The sequence below is a fragment of the Allofrancisella frigidaquae genome, assembly GCF_012222825.1.
GTDB classification, from domain to species: Bacteria; Pseudomonadota; Gammaproteobacteria; order Francisellales; family Francisellaceae; genus Francisella; species Francisella frigidaquae.
In genome coordinates this window covers 1,202,090-1,224,515 of sequence record NZ_CP038017.1, presented here as the reverse complement: position 1 = coordinate 1,224,515, position 22,426 = coordinate 1,202,090, and the positions used below count along the sequence as shown (strand labels likewise).

Sequence of the window (22,426 nt, the reverse complement as noted above, 5' to 3'; positions counted from 1 at the left end):
AAAATGTCAGAAGTTAAAAAAGATGAATATATAGAAATTAGTCTAACTAAAATTATAATCGCGATATTTAAAAATGTTAAAACTTTTTTATTAGTGTTTTTGTTAGGAGTTATATTATCAGTTCTTTGTGTTTTAATTTATAAACCTAAATACGATTATGAACAAATAATACAGCCACCATTTTACTTGAGTGAGCAAGGTGAAGTTAGAATATTAGATGGAGTTAGATTGGATATTATATTAAATAATATTCTTGCAAGTATACAACATACTGATCCTAATAATAAGCTTTTAAATAATATTGAAATCTCGGTAGCAAGTAAAAACAGTAATGAGAATTATGAAAAGGGTGATACAAAAATAAATTTATTTTCTTTGATTGTGAGTGCACCACTTGATTCTAAAGAAGAAGTAGAGCGTTTATACAATTTGCTTATGAAAGATTTTTCTGAATCTGTTGCAGTGAAAAGACAGGTTCAGGTTTGGAGAGATAATACTCAAAAGAATATAGAAGCTAATAATGAGTATATCACTCGTTATGGTGAGCTTATTAAACAGAATCAAGATTACTTAAAAGAACTGTCTTCGCAAAAAAGATTATCTGGTATTGATGGGCAAACCTTATTATCCAGTTATGTTAACCGTATTGAAGGTTACCAAAAACAAATTTTTTCACTAGTAGACTCACAAAAAGCTTTAAAGTTGCAACTTGACAGTCTTCAACCAGAGGTAACTAAATTTGGCGATATTGATTATGAGAAAAACTCTAAGTTTTCAAAGCTTCAAATATTAGTTTTAGGGGTGTTATTATCAATATTTTTGGGATTATTTGGAGTATTTGTAAAAGTTATAATCAAAAGAGCTATTATTGAGTACAGAAATTCTGAAACCATAAGCTAAAATTAAAATTTCCATATTCTAACTTAAGTAATTTCATGTCTGATAGTCAATTTTATAATCTAATAAATCAGTTACCTACAATACTACGAGGCAAATATATTGCTGCTTTTAGAAATAAACAAGTAAATAAAGAAACATTATTAGAGGAGTTAGAAGCATTAGTCCTAGCAACTCAACAAAAAAACCTACCTAAAATAACTTACCCAGATCTTCCTGTAGCTGAAAAAGTTACTGATATAAAGAAAATGATCCAAGAAAACCAGGTAATCGTAGTAGCTGGGGAGACTGGTTCTGGTAAGTCAACGCAGTTGCCTAAAATATGTTTGGACTTAGGTTTAGGTAAAAGAGGGTTAATTGGTCATACTCAACCAAGAAGGTTAGCTGCTAGATCAATTGCTGCAAGAGTTGCCACAGAGATAGGCGATCAATCAAAAGTCTCTTATAAGATTCGTTTTTCAGATCACACTGATGAAAATACCTTAATAAAAGTAATGACTGATGGGGTACTTTTAGCTGAAATTAAAAATGACAAATACCTTTCTCAATATGAGGTAATTATAATTGATGAGGCACATGAGAGAAGTCTAAATATTGATTTCTTGCTGGGATGCATAAAAAAAATTCTACCATTTAGACCTGATCTGAAAGTTATTATTACTTCAGCAACTATAGATCACCAAAAGTTTATTAACTATTTTCCAAAAGCTAAAGACATTACTGTTAGTGGCAGAACGTATCCTGTAGAAATACGTTATCAAGATGATGAAGCTTTTGAAGATCTTTCTTTACAAGAAAAAATTTTGTACGCAATAGATGAGCTAGGTCAAAGTGATATTTTAGTATTTTTACCAACAGAAAGAGATATTCATGAAACTTTAGCATATTTAAATAAACAAAATCTTAGATTCACAGAGGTGTTACCTTTATTTTCTAGATTATCGAATAAAGAGCAAAATAAGATCTTTAATCCAGAAGGTTCTGTGCGCAGAATCATTTTAGCGACAAATGTGGCTGAAACATCTCTAACGGTACCAAGAATAAAATACGTAATAGACTCTGGTTTAGCTAGGGTCAGTAGATATAGCTATCGTACCAAGGTGCAACGTTTACCGATAGAAAAAATCTCCCAAGCTAGTGCAAATCAAAGAGCAGGTCGTTGTGGTAGATTATCAGCGGGTATATGTATTAGGCTTTATAGTGAGGATGATTTTTTATCTAGAAAAGAGTTTACAGACCCTGAGATTTTACGCACAAATTTAGCTTCTGTTATTTTACAGATGTTATTTTTGAAATTAGGTAATATTCAAGACTTTCCATTTATTGATCCTCCAGATTCTAGATTTGTAAAAGATGGATTTAAACTATTATTTGAACTACAAGCTATTTCTGAACATAAATTTTCAAACCCTAAAATCACAGCCGATGGCCTAAAAATGGCTATTATGCCTTTAGACCCTAAATTGGCTAAAATAGTAATAGAAGGTCATAGGCAAAATTGTTTAAAAGAAGTTATATCAATAGCGAGTTTTTTAAGTGTCCAAGACCCTAGAGAAAGACCGCTAAATTTTCAGCAAAAAGCAGATGAAAAACATAATATTGATAAAGATAAATCTTCAGATTTTATAGCTATTTTAAATTTAGCGAATAGGCTTAATTTAGAGCTTAAAGGATTATCCAATAAAGAGAAAAAAGAATATTTTAGAAAAAACTTTATATCTCCAGTTAGCTTTAATGAGTGGAGTGATATTTATAGGCAAATTGTTGAAGTTATACATGGTTTTAAGTGGAAGCTTAATAATTCCGATATTCTAAAACAAAATATTTATGATTCAGGACTTGATTCGGAATCTTCTGAGCATGGGGATGGTAGTCAGAATAATGAGATCCTGAAACAAGTTCAGGATGACAATAGTGCTGTGGTTAAGTATGAAAACCTACACAAAGCTATAGCTAGTGGTTTTTTAAGTAATATTGGCAAAATTCACGAAGGAGCAGAGTATTTAGGAGCAAGGGGGTTAAAGTTTTTTATATTTCCAGGGTCGTCACAATTTAAGAAAAAGCCAAAATGGATTTTAAGCTCAGAAATCGTTGAAACTACAAAAACATATGCAAAAAATGTCGCAAGCATTGAACCAGAATGGTTAGAGGATTTAGCTAAACATTTGATTAAAAAACATTATGATGAACCAGTTTGGAGCAAAAAACGTAGATCTGTAATTGTTAATGAAAGGGTAACACTTTATGGATTGGAGATAGTTTCTAAAAGATCAGTACAATATTCAAGAATAAATTCACAGCATGCTAGAGAAATTTTTATTCGTGAAGCTTTAGTTAATGGTGATTTTGAAAGTAAAGCATATTTTTACAATAAAAACCTTGAATTAATAAGCCAAATAGAAGACCTTGAGAGTAAGTCACGTAGAAAAGATATTCTAGTTGATGAACAAGGAATGTACCAGCATTACGACTGTATAATTCCTGAGAACGTTTTTGATGGTGTAAGTTTTGATAAATGGCTTAAGAATATATCTAAAGAAGAGCAGCAAAAATTTGTCTTTGACTTAGAAAGTTTGATGCAGCGTGATACTAAAGATATCACACAACATAAATATCCTGATTTTCTAACTATTGGTGATATGCATTTGCCATTGGAGTATCATTTTAATCCCTTAGATGAAAGAGATGGTGCAACCGTTACTGTGCCGCTTATTTTTTTAAATGATGTCAACCCAGTAGTGTTGGAGTGGGGGGTATATGGTTTTTTATATGACAAAATTGTTGCTTTATTAAGAGCTTTACCCAAAAATATCCGTAAGAATTGTGTCCCTGTGCCAACTTATGCTCAGGCTATATTTGAGTCTATCGATTTTGAGAAGGATAGATATAAGCCACTAAAATCAGTCATAGCAAAACATATAACTAGAATAGTTGGTTTTGTTGTAGATGAAGGCGTTTGGGAAAATGAAGAACTAGACAAATATCTTATTTTAAATATAAAGGTTGTTGATGAAATAGGTAAGGTTTTGGCTATAGATAAAGACCTTGACAAACTAAAACTTAAGTTTAAAGATTTTGAGTATAAAATTAGTAAACAGTCTGATGATAAGGTCTATTATGATTGGGATTTTAATAGTATAATCCACCAGCAGCAAATTAAAGAGTATGGCATAAATGTTAGGGTTTATAATTGTTTAGAAGAATTTAAAGATGGAGTTAGACTTTCTTATAAAGCTACTCAACAAGAGGCAAATTCTTCTATGAAAAAAGCTTTGATTAGATTAGTCAAGTTAAAACTACAAAGCCAATTAGAAAAAGGTGTTAGAAGTAATGATTTAGCTAGTTTATCTATGTCAATAAAGCTTAAAGATTCAAATGATAAGGTAATCACTAAAGCTATAGATTTAAGTTTTTTTAATAATCAAAACAAAAATACTGTTATTCCCGCCCACGATCAGGAATCTTTTAAGTGTAATGATAAAAATAGTAGTGAAATCCTGAAACGAGTTCAGGATGACGAAGGAATAGGATTACCTTATACGAAACAAGACTTTGAGGAGTTTTACAAATATGGTTTAGAGAATTTTCAGGCTAATAAAGCTCAAGTTGAGTCACTAGTGTTAGAAATATTTAAAGTTAAGGACCAGCTTGATAAGAAGCTTAATGTTAAAAAAATACCTCTAAACTTTATTCAACTATATGCAGATATAAAAAAAGAGTTAGATAAATTATTCACAGAAGATTTTTTATCTGCACCTTTAATTTATTTACAAAGATATAAGTATTATCTCCAAGCTTTAGGTAATAGATTAGAAAAAGCAAAATCAAATTTGCAAAGAGATAGAGCTTACCAGATAGAAGTGGATGAGTTAGAGAATAAATTAACAAAAAAAATATCTAGTAAACCATGCGATACAATCTCTGATGGTATGGCTAAAGTATCTTTCTTGATAAAAGAGCTATGGATATCTTGGTATCTACAAGATGTTAAAACCATAGAGTCAGTTTCTTATAAGAAAATAGCAGATTTTATCTCTAGATTGTAGTTTAGAAATATTAAGTTTGTTGCTATAATCCACTTTACGTTTTTTGTATATTTTAGTCTTATGTTAATTTTACGGGATAAGAGATTACTCAATTTTTTGGTGGTAATATTTTTAAGCTTTATAACTATAAGTTGGACTTTTTATATTTTTAAGAAACCTATAGGTTTATGTTTTTTCTACTTTTTTGTGTTTATGGTTTGTTTAAGGTGTTTATTTTCTTTATTGTTATTTAGAGATTATATTGCTAGTTGGAGTAAATCTACACAAAAGACATTTTTACGGAAAATTTTTGTCAACACACCAGTTTTTATAATTGTAGCAGCGCTCTTTTATCAAAAAATACCGTTTGCTATGATATTTTCAGAGTTTTTGTTCTATTTATTATTAACGAATATAAGTGTGTATTCTTATTGGTATCTTACAAATAGAAGTTTTATAGCAAAAACTAAAAACGTTGTTATATATGGTGCTGGTAGTGCTGGTACAAAGATAGCGCAGGAATTTGCAGGTACAGAGTATAAAGTTAAATGCTTTGTCGATGATAAAGAGTCTTTACAAAAGCGTAGTATAGATGGAAGAAAAGTTTTATCCAGAGCGCAGTTAAAACAGAAGTTACTTTCTCATAAGTTTGATTTACTAGTTATTGCTTTGCCAAGTACAGCAAATAAAGTTATCAAAGAGATTTACAAGGATTTAGATAAGGATTTTAAACAAATTAAAATTATGCCATCTTTGGAAAATATACTTCAAGATAAAAGCTTTATGTCGCAATTAAAGCCAGTTTCTGTTTATGATCTGCTATCGCGAGACTCTAAAAATTTAGATACTCAAAGTATTTCTAATTTTATAGAAAATAAAACAATTTTGGTTACAGGTGCCGGTGGAAGTATAGGTTCTGAGATTGTTAGGCAGTGTATAAAATATAAAGCAAAACAACTAATTTTATTAGATCATAGTGAGTTTAATCTATATAAAATTACAGAAGAATGTGAGTCAGCTAATATTAAAAGTGTGCTTTGTTCAGTGTGTGATAAAAAAGACCTAGAAAAAGTTTTTGAAAAGCATTCGCCGCAAATAGTATTTCATGCTGCAGCGTATAAACATGTACCAATAGTTGAGGAAAATATCAGTAAGGCAATACACAATAATATTCTAGGCACTAAAATTGCTATAGATTTGGCTATAGAATACGAGGTTGAAGCGTTTATTTTTGTATCTACTGACAAAGCTGTGCGTCCTACTAATGTGATGGGTGCTACAAAGCGTATTTGCGAGTTGTATTTACAAAATGTAGACTCCAAAAAAACTAAGCTTGCTGCAGTTAGATTTGGAAATGTTTTAGGTAGTAGTGGTAGTGTGATACCAAAGTTTGAGAGACAAATTAGAAATGGTGGGCCTCTAACAGTTACACATCCTGAAATTACAAGATACTTTATGCTAATACCAGAAGCGTGTGAGCTTGTGCTTCAAGCAGGTGCTATAGCAGAAAATTCTGAAGTTTTTGTTTTAGACATGGGTAAACCTGTTAAAATAATAGAGCTTGCTAAGCAATTTAAAAAATTGGCTGGAAGGGAAGATATAGAAATTAAAATCACAGGTTTAAGACCAGGTGAAAAACTCTATGAAGAATTACTTATAGATGAGAACGATGTTCGAACAGACTATAAAGATATATTTATAGGAAGAAAAACTTTTTATGATATTAATATTTTGAAGGCAGATATAAATTTATTAATGGAAGAGAGCTCTGATAAAGTTGAAATATTGAAGAAAATTGTGCCAGAGTTTGAGCGTAGACTTAATAATTAATTATAATGCAATACTATAGTTGATTATCCGGGTAATCAACTACACAAGGATTTATTAAGAGGGTTTGCTTGCTTATATACTATATACTAATATATAATAAATAAAATAACAAAACAAACACATGGGTTAATTTAATATGAGCGATGATAAAAACATTAGTCTAAGTCAGCAAGAGTATATTAATCTTATGGCTCATAAGATTACTCATGATGTTGTTGCTGAAACAAGAGTTGATATAGATAGATTAAGAAATGATGTCGATACTAAGTTTAGCGAATTAAAAACTAGTATTAACCAGCGTTTTGAGCAAGTTGATAAGAGGTTTGAACAAATTGATAAGAGCTTTGAGCAAGTTGATAAAAGGTTTGAACAAATCGATAGACAATTTGAACAAGTCAATGATAGATTTAGTGAATCAAAAATTAGCATTAATCACCGCTTTGAGCAAATCGATAAAAGAATAGACAGGATGCAAACATTTTTATATTGGATTGCTGGTATTGGTATTACTTCTATCATAGTCCCAATAGCTTTACCTCTTATTAAAACACATCTGTAATCAATTCAAGCAAATGTAAACGAGACTCAAGCAGGAAAAAGTAAAAAGGATTTTACTTTTTGATTTGAATAGAATACCAGAAAATTTAAAATCTGGTATACTTGGGTGCTATGAGATTTTGTGTGAGGTTCATTAATTATGTATAAAACCATTAAAAAGTTTTTGGATTTTTCTCTATCTTTGGTTGGACTAATAATTTTAAGCCCTATTTTTTTATTTATTATTTTATTTATAAAACTAGACTCAAAAGGACCAATTTTTTTTAAACAAAAAAGAATAGGTCAGAATAAAAAGTTTTTTCAAATATATAAATTTAGAACTATGTATGTTAATACTCCAAAAGATATGCCGACCCACTTATTGCAAGATCCTAGTAAATGTATTACCAAAGTTGGAGGTTTTTTAAGAAAGACCTCATTAGACGAATTACCACAAATTATAAATATACTAAAGGGAGAAATGAGTATCGTGGGACCGCGTCCTGCGTTGTGGAATCAAGATGACTTGATTGCTGAGCGTGATAAATATGGGGCAAATGATGTACCTGTGGGACTTACTGGTTGGGCTCAAATAAATGGTCGTGATGAATTGCCGATACCTGCTAAAGCCAAGCTTGACGGAGATTATGTCAAAAATAAAAGTACATGGTTTGATTTAAAATGTATTTTTTTGACAGTATTTTCTGTTTTTACAAAAAAAGGTGTAGTAGAAGGTGGTACAGGTTCTTTGAATAATAAAGATTTGAAGTAATATGAAGAATATACAAGAATCTCAAACTACAGAGTTTAAGCAAATATGGAAAGATGAATATCTAAAAACCATTTGTGCTTTTGCAAATAGCGATGGTGGGACTTTGTATGTTGGTATTGATGATCTTGGTGACGTAATAGGTATCAACGATAGTAAAAGGCTTGTAGAAATATTGCCAAATAAGATAAATAATCGATTAGGTGGTATTGTAACAGTTCTTTTAAAACAAAAAGAAAGTAAAGAATATATTGAGATACTAGTACAAAAAACATATGCTCCAACATCTTATAATGGTAAATTTTATCAAAGAAGTGGAAGTAATACGATAGAGTTAAATGGTGGAAATCTAACTAATTTTTTGCTAAAAAAATGTGGTAAGACTTGGGATGATATTGCTGAAGAGCGATTTGGTCTTGATGAAATCAGTTTAGATACGATACAAAAGTTTAAATACTTAGCTAAAGATAGAGTGCCAGATATTCAAAACGAAATAAATCTGGAGCAACTTTTACGTAAACTTAATTTATATGATGGTGACTATCTTAAAAGAGCAGCTGTGTTGCTTTTTGCAAAAGATCCACAGAAATATTACATACAATCACATTCTAAAGTAGGTAGATTCTTAAGTGAAACAGACATTCAAAGTAGTGATATTATAGAGGGAAACTTGATAGATCAGGTCGATAAGATTATGGATGTATTGAGATTAAAGTATCTCAAAGCTTATATATCATATGAAGGAATGCATAGAAGAGAAAAACTGGAATACCCTTATGAAGCTCTAAGAGAAGCAGTGATTAATGCACTTATACATAGGGATTATACCAACACCTCAAATCTACAGATAAAGGTATACGATGATAGGTTAGTGATGTATAACGGTGCTACACTAAGTAGTGAGGTGCCAATAGAAAAATTTGATAAACCCCACCAGTCAAAACCATTCAACCCGGCTATGGCAACAGTGTTTTATAAGTGCGGGTTTATAGAAAACTGGGGAAGAGGAACAACAAGTATAATCAATCAGTGTATAGAATATGGCTTGCCGAAACCAACGTTTGAGTATGAGTGGACAGCAGTTGTAACTACATTCTATAAAACTACCCAAGAAACTACCCAAGAAACTACCCAAGAAACTACCCAAGAAACTAAGAAAATATCTACAAAAGAAAGAATCTTAGTAGAGTTACAAAGCAATGGAAACCTGACACGAGAAGAATTAGCAAAGCTGGTAGGAGTGAGTAGTGAGGCTATTAAACAGCATATTTCAAATCTAAAAACAGAAGGTAAGCTTAAAAGAGTTGGTAGTACTAAATCAGGGTATTGGCGAGTGGTAAATAAATGAAAAAAAGAATCCTCATAACTGGTATAAATAGCTATGTAGGCAATAAGTTTGCTGAAAGCTGTGCAGATAATTGGATGTTATTTTTTAATGGTGATGACAATTATGAATTAATTGCTGAAGATGATGAAATATTAGATAATGAATATTTCAATCTATTTATAAGGGATTTATGATGAGTGAATTAGCAAAAAATATTTTGAAAGTAGCTTCAAAAACAGTAAAAGCTGCACAAAGAAAAAGTTTAGATAATGGTGTGGCAAATGTATATAGTAAAAATGGTCAGATATATTTTCAATTGCCAAATGGAACTATAACGCAAGAGATACCAAAAGAATATAGAGTTGAAAACTTATCTATCCTGAAATAATGATGTTAGGTGATAAACAAATAAAAAATAAGCCTATAGTACAAGATCAGAATATAACGATTATAAGAGATGAACTATGAGTTAAACATTATTAAACGATGTGTAGTTTATGTTATAATTTCTAATGTAGTCCTAAATAGCTAAGTGAGGTAAATCATGAGAGCAATTGAATTTGAAGCAGATGTAAAACAAAATTCAATAACAATACCCAGTCTCTATGATTCTTTAAATTTAAAACACGTTAAGGTAATAATTTTAACACCTGATGAGAATGATGAAAAAAAGAAATGTGATTTCTCTGATGTTGCTGGTAAATTATCTTGGAGAAGTGATGTTGTGAGTGAACAAAGAAAGTTAAGAGATGAATGGAAATAGATATTTTTTAGATACTAATGCAATAATTCAGCTCTTGCAGGGAAATGAAGAGCTTATCAAGTTATTAACTCATGCTGATTATATTGCTGTTTCAATAATTAGTAAGATTGAGTTTTTATCTTTTACAAAACTGTTTTCTAATGACATGTGACTTATGAGATTGATTATGCCTCAGTATAATAGAAAAAACATAATAAGAAATATTTAAAATGAAAAAGAAAATTCTAATCACTGGTATAAATAGTTACGTTGGAAACTCGTTTTCTGAGTTTTGTAAGGATGATTTTAATATTGATAAAATATCATTGCGAGATGTTTCTTTGTCGGATATAGATTTGAGTGGTTATGATGCTATATTGCATGTGGCTGGAATTGCGCATACTTCAAAAGATCCTAAACTAAAAGAAAAATACTATAAAATAAACACCCAACTAACTTATGATCTAGCAAAGAAAGCTAAAGACCAAGATGTCCGACAGTTTGTATTTTTAAGTAGTATTATAGTTTATGGTGATAGTGCGCCGATAGGTCAACAAAAGATTATAACAAAAGATACTGAACCTAAATCAGATGATTTTTATGGAGATAGCAAGCTTCAGGCAGAACTTAAATTAAATACATTAGCATCAGATAATTTTAGAATTGTTATAGTAAGACCTCCAATGGTATATGGTGAAGGCTCAAAAGGAAATTATCCAAAGTTGGTTAAGCTTGCAAGGTACGCTTTTATATTCCCTGATATTAAAAATCAGCGAAGTGTGTTGCATATTGATAAATTGTCTAAACAATTAAGGGAAATTGTTGAAAATAATGAAAGTGGAATATTTATGCCACAAGATGAGAAGTATTTTTGTACTTCTGAATTTATAAAAAATTATAGACAAGAAATATTAGGTAAAAAAACCTATCTGGTTGGTTTATTTAATCCACTTGTGAAGTTAATAGCTAAAAGAATAGGCTTTATTAATAAGGTTTTTGGGAATTTGGTTTATAAAAGGTGAATTAGTTTGAAAAAGCATATTTTAATAGTTAGCCAATATTTTTATCCTGAGAATTTTAGGGTCAATGATTTAGCAGTTGAGTTATATAATAGGGGGTATGAAGTCACAGTGTTAACAGCGGTACCTAATTACCCTTCAGGAAATTTTTTTAAAGGATATGGTTTTTTTAGTAAGAGAAAAGAAAGTTACAAAGGAGTTAAAATAATTAGAATTCCTATAATTCCAAGGAAAAATAATAAAATATTTTTGGCTTTGAATTATATCTCATTTGTGATTTCTGGTTTTATTTGGTCATTTTTTTCTAGATTAAAGCCAGATTATATATTTATATATGAAGTTTCACCAATGACTCAGGCTTTACCAGCCATTAAGATTGCGAAGAAAAATCGTATTCCTTGCTATATTTATGTGACAGATTTATGGCCAGAAAGTGTTGAGGTTGTTCTTGGTTTAAAAAATAAATTTATCCTTAGTAGACTCAATAAGATGGTTGATTATATTTATAAAAATTGTGACAAGATTTTAACTTCATCAAGGAGTTTTGTAAGTAAAATAAAATCTCGTAACGATATGTATGAACAAAAACTAATGTTTTGGCCTCAATATGCTGAGAGTTTTTATGAGGAGGCTAAATTAAGAGACGAGCAAATTTATAATAAATACTTTAAAGATGATAGTGGTTTTAAGGTGCTCTTTGCAGGAAATATAGGCCAAGCACAAGGTCTGGATATTCTTATCAAAGTCGCCTTAAAGCTTAAAGAGACAAATATAAGTAATGTAAAATTCTATATGGTCGGAGATGGTCGATATAAGCATCAATTGCAGGTGGATATTGCTAAAAACAGTATTGATAACTATTTTGTTTTTATTGAGTCGCAACTTCCACAAAATATCAAGTATTTTATGCATGAGATAGATGCCTCATTGATATGTTTGACTAAATCTGAAATATTTTCAATGACGATTCCTGGTAAAACACAGTCATGCTTGGCATGTGGTAAACCAATACTGGTATCAGCAGATGGTGAGGTTCAGGAAATAATTATGAAAGCAAAATGTGGCTTAGTCAACAACTCTGGAGATTGGCTATCATTATATAATAATATATTGAAAATGAAAGCTATGCCAGAAACTGACATGGTTAAAATGTCCCAAAACGCAATAGAGTTTTCACATAAATACTTTAATAAAAATAAATTAATGGAAGAGTTGGATGACTTGTTTAAATGATTTTAAAGATAAAGTTCTTTTAATAACAGGTGGTACAGGGTCATTTGGTGAAACTGTAGCAAATAGATTTTTAGATAGTGATATAAAAGAAATACGTATATTCTCGCGTGATGAAAAAAAACAAGATGATATGCGTAAGAAATATAACTCAGATAAGTTGAAATTCTATATAGGTGATGTAAGAGATAGAAAGAGTGTTGATACAGCAATGAAAGGGGTCAACTATGTCTTTCATGCTGCAGCACTTAAGCAAGTACCATCTTGTGAGTTTTTTCCAATGGAAGCTGTTAATACTAATGTTATCGGTACTGAGAATGTATTAGATTCTGCGATATTTTATAATGTAAAGAGTGTTATTTGCCTAAGTACAGATAAGGCTGCTTATCCTATAAATGCTATGGGTATCTCTAAGGCAATGATGGAAAAAGTAGCGGTAGCAAAAAGTAGAAATTTGTCTAATAATGAAACTAAGATATCCATTACAAGATATGGTAATGTAATGGCAAGTCGTGGTTCTGTGATTCCGCTATTTTCTCAGCTTATAGATGAGGGTAAAAACCTCACCATTACAGATCCTAATATGACTAGATTTATGATGACCTTAGAGGATGCTGTTGATCTGGTTTTATTTTCATTTAAAAACGCAAATCAGGGAGATTTATTTATCCAGAAAGCACCAGCAGCTACTATTGAGACATTAGCTGAAGCTCTAATGCAGAAGAAGAATAAAAAAGTAGGAATAGATATTATCGGGTTTAGGCATGGCGAGAAGCTATATGAAGTACTAGTTACAAAAGAAGAAATGGCTAGGGCTGAGGATATGGGACAATACTATAGGGTAGCTGCAGATGATAGGGATCTTAATTATAGTAAATATTTCTCAGATGGTAAAAGTGCTATTGCCAAAGCAGAAGATTACCACTCGCATAACACGGAAAGATTAAGTGTTAATGGGATGATTAAATTACTTGAAAAAATTAAACTTTAGAGGGAGTTGTAATATGTTGGAGCATATATACGGTAACACCGTTTTTAATTTTGATAAATTTGAAGAGTATGTTAAGAAGAATAAGGCTGCTTACCAGAACAAAAATCCTTTTTCTTACGATTCTATATCTAATCTCTTTTCAGATGAAGCATTAAATAATGTTATTAATAGTTTTCCTAGCATTAAAGATAAAAGATTTTGGGATATTAGAAATGATGAGGGTATACAAGTTAAGTATCGCACTAAGTGGCAGACAGAACTTGATATACCACCTAATATTTTGCTTGTAGTACAAGCTTTACAATCTGGTCGTTTCTGTAGGCTTTTGTCTGAATTTACAGGTATAAAAGGTCTTATGCCTGATTACTGGTTTGGAGGGGGTGGTCTAAATCAGATTATGAAGGGTGGACAACTAGCTATTCATGTTGATGGTACTTGGAATGATGATATACGAATGTATAGAAGAGTAAATGTTATAGTCTTTCTAAATAAAAACTGGAAAGAGGAGTATGGTGGATACCTTGAATTTTGGGATAAGGACTTAACCTATTGTGTTGATAAAATACCTCCAGTTTTTAACAATATGGTGTTATTTAATACGAGTGATTTAACTCAGCATGGACATCCACATAAATTGCAGTGTCCTGAAAATATGAGTAGAAAGTCTCTTATTTTGTATTACTATACCAGCAGTAGACCAAATAATGAAATTATACATAATAAAGTGCATAGAGCTATTTTTACTCCATTTGAAGAAATAATAAAGAAAAATAAATAGGTAAATAATGAAAGTTTTGGTTTTAGGTTGTAACGGAATGGCTGGTCATGTCATATCAATATATTTTGAAGAAAAAGGTTATATTGTTGATAAGATTGCAAGAAAACCAGCTATTTTTAAAGAAACTATTGTGATGGATGTTTCAGATTTTGACTTATTAAAAAGTTGTATTATATCAAATAAATATGACTATATCATTAATGCAGTAGGTATATTAAATACAGATGCTGAAAACAATCATGATAAGGCTGTTTTAATCAATTCATACCTCCCTAACTTTTTGGCAAAAATAACATTATATTTACCAACTAAAATAATACATATAAGTACAGACTGTGTTTTTTCTGGTGAAAAAGGTAGTTATAGTGAAGATGATTCAACAGATGCAAGAACGTTTTATGGAAGATCAAAAGCTTTGGGTGAGTTAGGTGATGCTAAAAATTTAACAATTAGAACATCTATTATTGGTCCAGATATAAATGAAAATGGTATAGGATTATTTAATTGGTTTATGAAAGCTAGAAAATTGTCAGAAATTAATGGCTATACTAGGGCTATGTGGGGGGGGGTTACCACAATACTATTAGCAAAATCAATAGATTTAGCAATAATAAAAAACTTAAAAGGCTTGTATCATCTAACAAATGGTCAGAAAATAAGTAAATATGATTTACTATTACTTTTTAAAAAATACTTTGCCTGCGATGATTTAAACATTTTAAAGAATGATAATTATGTAACTGATAAATCTCTCATAACAAAAAATCAGACTTTTGATGTTCCAAGTTATGATATTATGATTCAAGATATGCAAAAATGGATAATAGATAATAAAGAATTTTATAACTATTAGGATATTATGAATAATATGAAAAAATTAAAGATAATGACTGTTGTTGGTACAAGACCTGAAATTATAAGACTCGTGCCGACTATACAACTACTAGATGCAACACATGCTGTCAGACACATATTTGTTCATACAGGACAAAATCATGATTATGAGCTTAATCAGGTATTTTTTGATGATTTCAACTTAAGAAAGCCTGACTATTTCTTAAACTCAGTAGCTAGTGGTAAGCCTATCGAGACTATTGGTAATATCTTAATCAAAATTGATGAAGTTTTAGACAAAGAAATGCCAGATGCATTTCTTGTATTAGGCGATACCAATAGTTGTTTATGTGCTATAGCTGCTAAAAAGCGAAAAATTTCAGTATTCCATATGGAAGCAGGAAACCGTTGCTTTGATTCTAGAGTTCCAGAAGAACTAAATCGCAAGATAGTAGATCATATTTCAGATATAAATTTACCATATAGTGATATTGCAAGAGAAAATCTACTTGCAGAAGGGTTTCCTTCACAAAGAATTATAAAAACTGGTAGTCCCATGTTTGAGGTGCTACAGATAAAAAAAGACGATATTCACAACTCTGATATTGTTGAAAGATTATCTCTAGAAGAGGGTAAATACTTTGTAGTATCAGCACATAGAGAAGAGAATGTCAGTGATAGAGAATCATTTCTTGACCTGATGGAATCATTAAATGCGGTTGCTAAGACTTACGAATTACCAATTATATTTGCAGCTCACCCAAGAACAAAAAAAATGATAGATCAAGAAAACCTGGAAATTCATCCTTTGATACAAATTATGAAACCACTAGGGTTTAATGACTATGTTAAGCTTCAGTTAGACTCAAAAGTAGTGCTTAGTGATAGTGGTACGATTAGTGAGGAAAGCTCTATATTAGGATTTAAGGCTTTGAATATTAGATATTCTCATGAACGCCCAGAGGCTATGGAAGAGGGGGTAGTCATGATGGTTGGGCTTAACAAAGATAAAATCCTACAAGCATTAGCTATTTTAGATGAAGAAACTGACGATAGAAGAAGGCTTGTTGCAGATTATTCTATGCCAAATGTTTCTGATAAAGTTTTGAAAATATTATTATCGTACTCAAATTATGGTTTTTAAGATCAGAAGAAACACTATTTTTTTCGAAAATGTTTTAATTTTTGTTTTAGTTTATTCTTTATCAAGTATTTTATTGCATTACTATACCCAGGGTGATCAGTTATTTTATAACAAATTTTATGATTACATTCAGTTAAATATAGCAACAGAATCAATACATAAACTGTATGAGAGTATGTATAGTTTTATTGGGGCAAAGGAGCCTATATATTTTGCAGTAGTATATTTGGCTGTATGCTTAGGGCTTAGTAAGATATTTGTGATGTCATTAGCGAATGGATTGCTAGCTATTTTCTCATATACATATTTGAAGTATAAGGGGCACTATAAAATATATGGCTTTCTCATAGTTACATTCTCATTTTATTTTCTAGTTTTATATACAGGAGCTGAAAGATTAAAGTTTGGATTTCTTTTTGGAATCCTAAGTTTACTACTTTATAATAGAGCAAAGATAAAGTTATCATATTTATGTGTTTTATTATCAGTTCTATCACATTTCTCTATGATATTATTCTATATACCAATATTTTTATATATGCGTAGTAATTTTAAACTCACTAATAAGGAAACTATAGTCTTTTGCATAATTATGATGATTTCATTGTTTGTTTTTGTGCTATTTGAAAGTATAATCTTGCATAAGTTTTCGGCTTACATATATAAGACAACCATCTCAGATATTCTGAAAAGTTTGGTTGTTGGGTTAATTTTTATATGTTTTTATAAGGGTAATTATAGGGTTAGAGTTATTGCTATTTCTACATTCTATATCCTGGCGACAGTATTATTAGGTAATCGTGCTTTTATGTTTGAGGTTTTCTTTCTGTTGTACTTGATGTTACCTAAAAAAGATATGGAAATGAAAAGGTATAGTCTAGTATTATTTTTATTGATATCTTTTTTGTTAATTAAAGGAATTTTTTTTATTGATAATGTTATTGAATATGGTGATGGTTTTTGGGTGATTAAGTGAACATAGTGATAAATAATCCAGCTGCAAAAAGTGGTGGTGCTTTAGCTATCCTTAAAAGCTATTTGGAACAGGCTTTACAAGATAAAAGAAACTCTTATTATTTTTTTGTTTCATTAAATTCACTAGCACAATATGAGTCTAGTAATGTAAAAATATTTAACATTGGTAAGCAAAATAGAATAAAAAGGATATTTTGGGATAACTATCTTTTTAGTAAAGAGTTGAAAAGAAAAAACATCAAACCTGATACTATTATATCATTACAAAATACACCCCTTAATGTAAGTGGAAATATTGAGCAAATAGTTTATTTTCATCAAGCTTTATCTATTTCTGATAAGCAATGGAATATTTTTAGAAAAGATGAAAGGATTTTTTGGTTTTATAGAAATATATATCCTTTTTTTATTCGAATGGGATTAAATAGAGTTAGCAGAGTTATAGTCCAAACCCGTTGGGTTAAAAAAGCTTTTGCTGAGAAATTTAAATATAATACTAATAATATTGAAATAGTTAGACCTGAAATTAAGGATATTGACATATCTAGTATAAATGATATTCCTAAAACCAAGTTTAGAATTTTTTATCCAGCTGCACCTATTAAGTATAAGAATCATCATTTAATAATAGAGTGGCTTTCTAAATTAGATAGTGACTTTGAATGTGTCTTTACATTTTCTAAAAGTGACAGCAAAAGGCTTTATGACTTGATAATTGAAAAAAGGCTAGAAAATAAAATTAAGTTAGTGGGCAACCTTAGTTATGACCGTGTTTTGGAATATTATAAATCTTCAGATTTATTGTTGTTTCCTAGCGATATTGAGACCTTTGGTCTACCGCTAGTGGAAGCGCAGCTATTTGATTTGAAAATACTTGTTTCAGATCAGCCATACTCGAGAGAGGTGTTAGAAGGCTATAAAGATGTTATATATGTGAACACTCAATCTAATGATGTTTTAAAGCCTGTAAATTTTATACTCAACTTGATACATGGTTAAGACTAATATATTATAATTAAAGTATTGTAGATAAAAATTTTTAATTAGGTTTAGGTTGTGTAGAGAGATTTAATCCCGACAGTGAAATTTGATTATCAGAGCTAAGTTTATTTAATATAGGCTGTTAGATGAGTATAGAACAGCAATGTCTATTAAGAGGTTCTCTCATCAAGTTTAATAGACTGTATTGAATTATGAGTTAATTAAATAATGTAAAAAAGGTATCTAAAATGAAAAAAGTAGCATTAATTACAGGTATTACTGGTCAAGATGGTTCATATTTGGCTGAGTTTTTATTAAAAAAAGGCTATGTTGTTCATGGTATCAAAAGAAGAAGTTCGCTTTTTAATACTGATAGAATCGACCACTTATACCAAGATCCTCATGTTGAGAATAGAAATCTGATTCTACACTATGGTGATATGACAGATTCTATGAATCTAACTAGAATTATTGCTGATACTCAACCAGATGAGATCTATAACTTAGCTGCTATGAGTCATGTGCATGTATCTTTTGAAACTCCAGAATATGTTGCTAATGCTGATGGTGCTGGTACTTTGAGAATTTTAGAAGCTGTTAGACTTCTTGGGTTAGAGAAGAAGACTAAGATATATCAAGCAAGTACTTCTGAGCTTTATGGTAAAGTTCAAGCAATTCCACAGAGTGAGACTACACCGTTTTATCCAAGATCACCTTATGCAGTAGCTAAGATGTATGCGTTCTGGATTACTGTGAATTATAGAGAAGCTTATGGTATGTTTGCTTGTAATGGTATTTTGTTTAACCATGAGTCTCCAGTGCGTGGTGAGACTTTTGTGACTAGAAAGATTACAAGAGCAGCATCTAAGATAGCACTTAACCTTCAAGATAAGCTGTATTTGGGAAATCTTGATGCAAAAAGAGATTGGGGACATGCAAAAGATTACGTTAAGATGATGTGGATGATTTTGCAAGCAGATGAGCCTGAAGATTGGGTTATTGCTACAGGTCAGACTACTACAGTTAGAGATTTTGTGAAATTGTCATTTGCTTATGCTGGTATTAGTTTGAAATTTGAAAATGAAGGAGTTAATGAGGTGGGCATAGTTGATTCACTTGATTATAATAGAGCAAAAGAGCTAGGTCTTGATTTCACTCATTTATCAAAAGGTCAAATTATTGTTTGTGTTGATCCAAGATACTTTAGACCAACTGAGGTTGATTTGTTGCTAGGAGATCCTACAAAAGCTGAGCAAAAATTAGGCTGGAATAGAGAGTATGATTTGAAAGATCTTGTCAATGATATGATGGATAGTGATCTTAAACTTATGACCAAAGATGTTTACCTAAAAGAAGGTGGCTATAAAATTATGAGCTACTTTGAGTAAAGGGTAATTTGAAATGCGTAAAGACAGCAAAATATATGTGGCTGGGCACATGGGCTTAGTTGGCTCAGCTATTATTAAAAATCTTCAATCTAAAGGCTACACTAACTTAGTATTGAGAACTCATGTTGAGCTTGATTTAACGAATCAAAAATCTGTGGAAGATTTTTTCAGTACTGAAAAGCCTGAATATGTAATATTAGCTGCAGCTAAAGTCGGAGGGATTGTTGCAAATAATACTTATAGGGCAGACTTTATATACGAGAATTTACAGATTCAAAATAATGTTACACATCAAAGCTATATACACGGTGTTAAGAAATTATTGTTTTTAGGTAGTACATGCATCTATCCTAAAGAAGCGCCGCAGCCAATGTCTGAGGATTGTTTACTTACTAGCCCATTAGAGTATACTAATGAGCCTTACGCGATAGCTAAGATCGCCGGTATAAAGATGTGTGAAAGCTATAATTTACAGTATGGTACAAATTTTATATCAGTGATGCCAACTAACTTATATGGTCCAAATGATAATTTTGATTTAGAAAAATCTCATGTTTTACCTGCATTGATTAGAAAGATATATCTTGCAAAACTTCTAAATGAAGGCAAAATAGAGCAGGTATTGCTAGATCTGAAAGTGAACTCTATTGAAGAAGCTAGACAGTACTTATCGAAGTTTGGTGTAGATGAGAGCTCTGTAGAAATATGGGGAACTGGTAAGCCTAGAAGAGAGTTTTTATATTCCGAAGATATGGCAGATGCTTGTGTATTTTTGCTAGAAAATAGAGACTTCAAAGATACGTACTCAAAAAATGCTAAAGAAATTAGAAATACCCATATCAATATTGGTACTGGGGTTGATATTTCTATTAAAGAGTTGGCTGAGCTTATTAAAGATATTGTTGGATTTAAAGGAGAGCTTAAATTTAATGCTGATAAGCCAGATGGTACAATGGTTAAGCTTACAGACCCTACTAAAATTCATGAGCTTGGCTGGAATCATAAGGTTGGGCTTGAAGACGGTATCAGAAAGATTTATGAGTGGTATTTGAGGGATGAGTAATTGAGAGAGGAGTATTGTATGAAGGTGGTTATATTAGCTGGTGGTTTTGGAACAAGGCTTAGTGAAGAAACAGATTTAAAGCCAAAGCCAATGGTAGAAATAGGTGGAAAGCCAATACTTTGGCATATTATGAAAATATATTCAAAGTATGGGTTTAATAATTTTGTCGTGCTTCTTGGATATAAAGGCTATTATATAAAAGAGTATTTCGCAAATTATTTTTTACATCAAAGTGACGTTACAATTGATATGCAAAATGGGAATATAGACGTGTTGAATAATTCCAGCGAACCTTGGAAAATCACTCTTTTATATACGGGTATAAACAGTATGACAGGGGGAAGGATAAAAAGGGCTAAAGAGTTTATAGGAGATGAGGCGTTTATGCTTACATATGGTGATGGGGTAAGTGATGTAAATATTTCTGAACTAATTAAGCTTCATAAATCTCATGGTAAAGCTATTACTATGACCTCAGCTCAACCTGATGGCAGATTTGGGGCATTAGAAATTGCAGGAGATGGCCAGGTTAAAAGCTTCCATGAAAAACCAAAAGGCGATGGAAATTGGATAAACGCGGGTTTTTTTGTATGTGAACCTAAAGTATTTGATTATATAGAAAATGATTTGACAGTATTTGAACAAGAGCCACTTAAGAATTTAGCGTTAGATGGTGAGATGTTCACTTATAAACATGATGGGTTTTGGAAGCCAATGGATACGCTGAAAGATAAAAATGATTTAAATAAACTCTGGGATAGTGGCAAGGCACCATGGAAAACTTGGAATTGATTTCACTATTTGGTGGAATTTATAGAGGTAAAACAGTATTAGTTACAGGTCACACTGGATTTAAAGGTTCTTGGTTGGTCTATTGGTTATCACGGATGGGTGCGAAAGTTATTGGATACTCGCTTGAAGCTCCAACTAACCCGAATCATATAGAGCTATTGAATCTTAATATAGCTTCAATTATTGGCGATATTAGAGATCAGGTGAAATTAAATCAAATATTTGAAGTTTATAAGCCAGATATAGTGTTTCATCTTGCTGCACAGCCTCTTGTGAGATTATCCTATGAGAGTCCGGTTGAAACGTATGAAACTAATGTTATTGGTACTCTTAAGGTGTTTGAAGCTTGTAGAATGTATAATGTAAAAGCAGTAGTTAATATTACAAGTGATAAGGTTTATGACAATAAAGAATGGGTTTGGGGATATAGAGAGAATGATCCTATGGGTGGATATGATCCATACAGCTCATCAAAAGGTTGTGCAGATTTGCTTGCGACTTCTTACAGAAATTCTTACTTTAACCTAGATGAGTATAAAAAAACGCATAATACTTTGATCGCAACTTGTAGAGCGGGAAATGTGATAGGTGGTGGAGACTGGGCTAAAGATCGGCTTATTACAGATATTATGACATCTGTGTCTAAAAATAAAAAAGTGATTATACGAAATCCTTATGCTACTAGACCATGGGAACATGTATTAGAGCCTTTAAGTGGGTATTTGCAAATTGGACAAAAGCTTCTTGAGGGGAAAAAAGAGTTTGCTGAGGCTTGGAATTTTGGTCCTAGTGACGAAGGTAGTATTACGGTTAAAGAGGTTGTTAAGAGAGTGAAAAAGCATTGGGACAAGATAGATTATGAGATAAATAAAGATCCTGATCAATTACATGAAGCAAACCTTTTAAAACTTGACTGTTCGAAAGCTCATATTAGATTAAAATGGAGAGATGTTTGGGATAGTGAGACTACTTTTGAAAAAACAGTCAAATGGTATAAGTCTTTTTATGAAGATAATAAAAAAATATTAACAGAAAATGACTTAGAATGTTATATTACTTGTGCAAAAGACAAAAATATTGAATGGATTAATTGAATGACTATTT

21 protein-coding genes are annotated in these 22,426 nt (G+C 31.1%); all 21 read left to right on the top strand.

Features of this window, described 5'->3' with window-relative positions; translation table 11 throughout:
* Nucleotides 1-3 precede the first annotated feature (3 nt).
* The 21 genes from E3E15_RS05760 to rfbG all read left to right on the top strand — a co-directional run bounded on the left by E3E15_RS05760 (nucleotide 4) and on the right by rfbG (nucleotide 22,416).
* Entirely contained in the window at nucleotides 4-900 is an 897-nt protein-coding gene (locus E3E15_RS05760; protein ID WP_172106938.1) for a Wzz/FepE/Etk N-terminal domain-containing protein, read from the top strand.
* A 35-nt stretch (nucleotides 901-935) separates the two neighbouring features.
* Entirely contained in the window at nucleotides 936-4,943 is a 4,008-nt protein-coding gene (gene hrpA / locus E3E15_RS05755; protein WP_172106937.1) for an ATP-dependent RNA helicase HrpA, read from the top strand.
* A gap of 60 nt (nucleotides 4,944-5,003) precedes the next feature.
* The gene (locus E3E15_RS05750; protein WP_172106936.1) at nucleotides 5,004-6,752 is read left to right on the top strand and encodes a polysaccharide biosynthesis protein; all 1,749 of its coding nucleotides are present in this window, start codon (nucleotides 5,004-5,006) and stop codon (nucleotides 6,750-6,752) included.
* Between the two features lie 136 nt (nucleotides 6,753-6,888).
* Nucleotides 6,889-7,311 (top strand): DUF16 domain-containing protein, encoded by a 423-nt coding sequence (locus E3E15_RS05745; RefSeq protein ID WP_172106935.1) that lies wholly within the window; start codon nucleotides 6,889-6,891, stop codon nucleotides 7,309-7,311.
* Between the two features lie 138 nt (nucleotides 7,312-7,449).
* Entirely contained in the window at nucleotides 7,450-8,061 is a 612-nt protein-coding gene (locus E3E15_RS05740) for a sugar transferase (protein WP_209451676.1), read from the top strand.
* Nucleotide 8,062: 1 nt separating this feature from the next.
* The gene (locus tag E3E15_RS05735) at nucleotides 8,063-9,406 is read left to right on the top strand and encodes an RNA-binding domain-containing protein (RefSeq protein ID WP_245313653.1); all 1,344 of its coding nucleotides are present in this window, start codon (nucleotides 8,063-8,065) and stop codon (nucleotides 9,404-9,406) included.
* A complete protein-coding gene (locus tag E3E15_RS05730) occupies nucleotides 9,403-9,579 on the top strand; it encodes a hypothetical protein (protein ID WP_172106934.1) in 177 nt (58 codons plus the stop codon). Before E3E15_RS05735 ends, E3E15_RS05730 begins: the two co-directional genes overlap by 4 nt.
* On the top strand, nucleotides 9,576-9,773 hold the full coding sequence (locus E3E15_RS05725) for a hypothetical protein (protein ID WP_172106933.1): 198 nt from the start codon (nucleotides 9,576-9,578) through the stop codon (nucleotides 9,771-9,773). The genes E3E15_RS05730 and E3E15_RS05725 overlap by 4 nt, the downstream gene beginning before the upstream one ends.
* Before the next feature lie 156 nt (nucleotides 9,774-9,929).
* Nucleotides 9,930-10,148: a hypothetical protein gene (locus E3E15_RS05720; RefSeq protein WP_172106932.1), complete on the top strand. Its 219-nt coding sequence runs from the start codon at nucleotides 9,930-9,932 to the stop codon at nucleotides 10,146-10,148.
* A gap of 209 nt (nucleotides 10,149-10,357) precedes the next feature.
* Entirely contained in the window at nucleotides 10,358-11,149 is a 792-nt protein-coding gene (locus tag E3E15_RS05715; RefSeq protein WP_172106931.1) for an NAD-dependent epimerase/dehydratase family protein, read from the top strand.
* A 6-nt stretch (nucleotides 11,150-11,155) separates the two neighbouring features.
* Entirely contained in the window at nucleotides 11,156-12,379 is a 1,224-nt protein-coding gene (locus E3E15_RS05710) for a glycosyltransferase family 4 protein (RefSeq protein ID WP_172106930.1), read from the top strand.
* Nucleotides 12,363-13,367 (top strand): polysaccharide biosynthesis protein, encoded by a 1,005-nt coding sequence (locus tag E3E15_RS05705; RefSeq protein ID WP_172106929.1) that lies wholly within the window; start codon nucleotides 12,363-12,365, stop codon nucleotides 13,365-13,367. Before E3E15_RS05710 ends, E3E15_RS05705 begins: the two co-directional genes overlap by 17 nt.
* Nucleotides 13,368-13,380: 13 nt before the next feature.
* The gene (locus E3E15_RS05700) at nucleotides 13,381-14,145 is read left to right on the top strand and encodes a 2OG-Fe(II) oxygenase (RefSeq protein WP_172106928.1); all 765 of its coding nucleotides are present in this window, start codon (nucleotides 13,381-13,383) and stop codon (nucleotides 14,143-14,145) included.
* Between the two features lie 7 nt (nucleotides 14,146-14,152).
* Complete coding sequence (locus E3E15_RS05695; RefSeq protein WP_172106927.1) at nucleotides 14,153-14,998, top strand: dTDP-4-dehydrorhamnose reductase family protein; 846 nt, start codon at nucleotides 14,153-14,155, stop codon at nucleotides 14,996-14,998.
* 15 nt (nucleotides 14,999-15,013) lie between these two features.
* Complete coding sequence (gene wecB, locus E3E15_RS05690; protein ID WP_172106926.1) at nucleotides 15,014-16,123, top strand: non-hydrolyzing UDP-N-acetylglucosamine 2-epimerase; 1,110 nt, start codon at nucleotides 15,014-15,016, stop codon at nucleotides 16,121-16,123.
* A 175-nt stretch (nucleotides 16,124-16,298) separates the two neighbouring features.
* Entirely contained in the window at nucleotides 16,299-17,099 is an 801-nt protein-coding gene (locus tag E3E15_RS05685) for a hypothetical protein (protein ID WP_245313652.1), read from the top strand.
* Nucleotides 17,096-18,097, top strand: a complete 1,002-nt coding sequence (locus E3E15_RS05680) for a glycosyltransferase (RefSeq protein WP_172106924.1) — start codon at nucleotides 17,096-17,098, stop codon at nucleotides 18,095-18,097. The genes E3E15_RS05685 and E3E15_RS05680 overlap by 4 nt, the downstream gene beginning before the upstream one ends.
* A 230-nt stretch (nucleotides 18,098-18,327) precedes the next feature.
* On the top strand, nucleotides 18,328-19,467 hold the full coding sequence (gmd, locus tag E3E15_RS05675; protein WP_172106923.1) for a GDP-mannose 4,6-dehydratase: 1,140 nt from the start codon (nucleotides 18,328-18,330) through the stop codon (nucleotides 19,465-19,467).
* A 13-nt stretch (nucleotides 19,468-19,480) separates the two neighbouring features.
* Nucleotides 19,481-20,530 carry a GDP-L-fucose synthase family protein gene (locus tag E3E15_RS05670; protein ID WP_172106922.1) on the top strand — a complete coding sequence of 350 codons (1,050 nt, stop codon included), beginning with the start codon at nucleotides 19,481-19,483 and terminating at the stop codon, nucleotides 20,528-20,530.
* A gap of 18 nt (nucleotides 20,531-20,548) precedes the next feature.
* Complete coding sequence (gene rfbF / locus E3E15_RS05665) at nucleotides 20,549-21,322, top strand: glucose-1-phosphate cytidylyltransferase (RefSeq protein ID WP_172106921.1); 774 nt, start codon at nucleotides 20,549-20,551, stop codon at nucleotides 21,320-21,322.
* Entirely contained in the window at nucleotides 21,304-22,416 is a 1,113-nt protein-coding gene (rfbG, locus tag E3E15_RS05660) for a CDP-glucose 4,6-dehydratase (protein WP_172106920.1), read from the top strand. Before rfbF ends, rfbG begins: the two co-directional genes overlap by 19 nt.
* Nucleotides 22,417-22,426: the final 10 nt, after the last annotated feature.

Coding starts and splice junctions, on each gene's coding strand:
- E3E15_RS05685 (WP_245313652.1), top strand. CDS start 16,299: ATGTATAGTTTTATTGGGGCAAAGGAGCCTATATATTTTGCAGTAGTA.
- E3E15_RS05670 (WP_172106922.1), top strand. CDS start 19,481: ATGCGTAAAGACAGCAAAATATATGTGGCTGGGCACATGGGCTTAGTT.
- E3E15_RS05715 (WP_172106931.1), top strand. CDS start 10,358: ATGAAAAAGAAAATTCTAATCACTGGTATAAATAGTTACGTTGGAAAC.
- E3E15_RS05705 (WP_172106929.1), top strand. CDS start 12,363: ATGACTTGTTTAAATGATTTTAAAGATAAAGTTCTTTTAATAACAGGT.
- gmd (WP_172106923.1), top strand. CDS start 18,328: ATGAAAAAAGTAGCATTAATTACAGGTATTACTGGTCAAGATGGTTCA.
- E3E15_RS05740 (WP_209451676.1), top strand. CDS start 7,450: ATGTATAAAACCATTAAAAAGTTTTTGGATTTTTCTCTATCTTTGGTT.
- E3E15_RS05720 (WP_172106932.1), top strand. CDS start 9,930: ATGAGAGCAATTGAATTTGAAGCAGATGTAAAACAAAATTCAATAACA.
- E3E15_RS05760 (WP_172106938.1), top strand. CDS start 4: ATGTCAGAAGTTAAAAAAGATGAATATATAGAAATTAGTCTAACTAAA.
- hrpA (WP_172106937.1), top strand. CDS start 936: ATGTCTGATAGTCAATTTTATAATCTAATAAATCAGTTACCTACAATA.
- E3E15_RS05695 (WP_172106927.1), top strand. CDS start 14,153: ATGAAAGTTTTGGTTTTAGGTTGTAACGGAATGGCTGGTCATGTCATA.
- rfbG (WP_172106920.1), top strand. CDS start 21,304: ATGGAAAACTTGGAATTGATTTCACTATTTGGTGGAATTTATAGAGGT.
- rfbF (WP_172106921.1), top strand. CDS start 20,549: ATGAAGGTGGTTATATTAGCTGGTGGTTTTGGAACAAGGCTTAGTGAA.
- E3E15_RS05730 (WP_172106934.1), top strand. CDS start 9,403: ATGAAAAAAAGAATCCTCATAACTGGTATAAATAGCTATGTAGGCAAT.
- E3E15_RS05735 (WP_245313653.1), top strand. CDS start 8,063: ATGAAGAATATACAAGAATCTCAAACTACAGAGTTTAAGCAAATATGG.
- E3E15_RS05750 (WP_172106936.1), top strand. CDS start 5,004: ATGTTAATTTTACGGGATAAGAGATTACTCAATTTTTTGGTGGTAATA.
- E3E15_RS05725 (WP_172106933.1), top strand. CDS start 9,576: ATGATGAGTGAATTAGCAAAAAATATTTTGAAAGTAGCTTCAAAAACA.
- E3E15_RS05700 (WP_172106928.1), top strand. CDS start 13,381: ATGTTGGAGCATATATACGGTAACACCGTTTTTAATTTTGATAAATTT.
- wecB (WP_172106926.1), top strand. CDS start 15,014: ATGAAAAAATTAAAGATAATGACTGTTGTTGGTACAAGACCTGAAATT.
- E3E15_RS05745 (WP_172106935.1), top strand. CDS start 6,889: ATGAGCGATGATAAAAACATTAGTCTAAGTCAGCAAGAGTATATTAAT.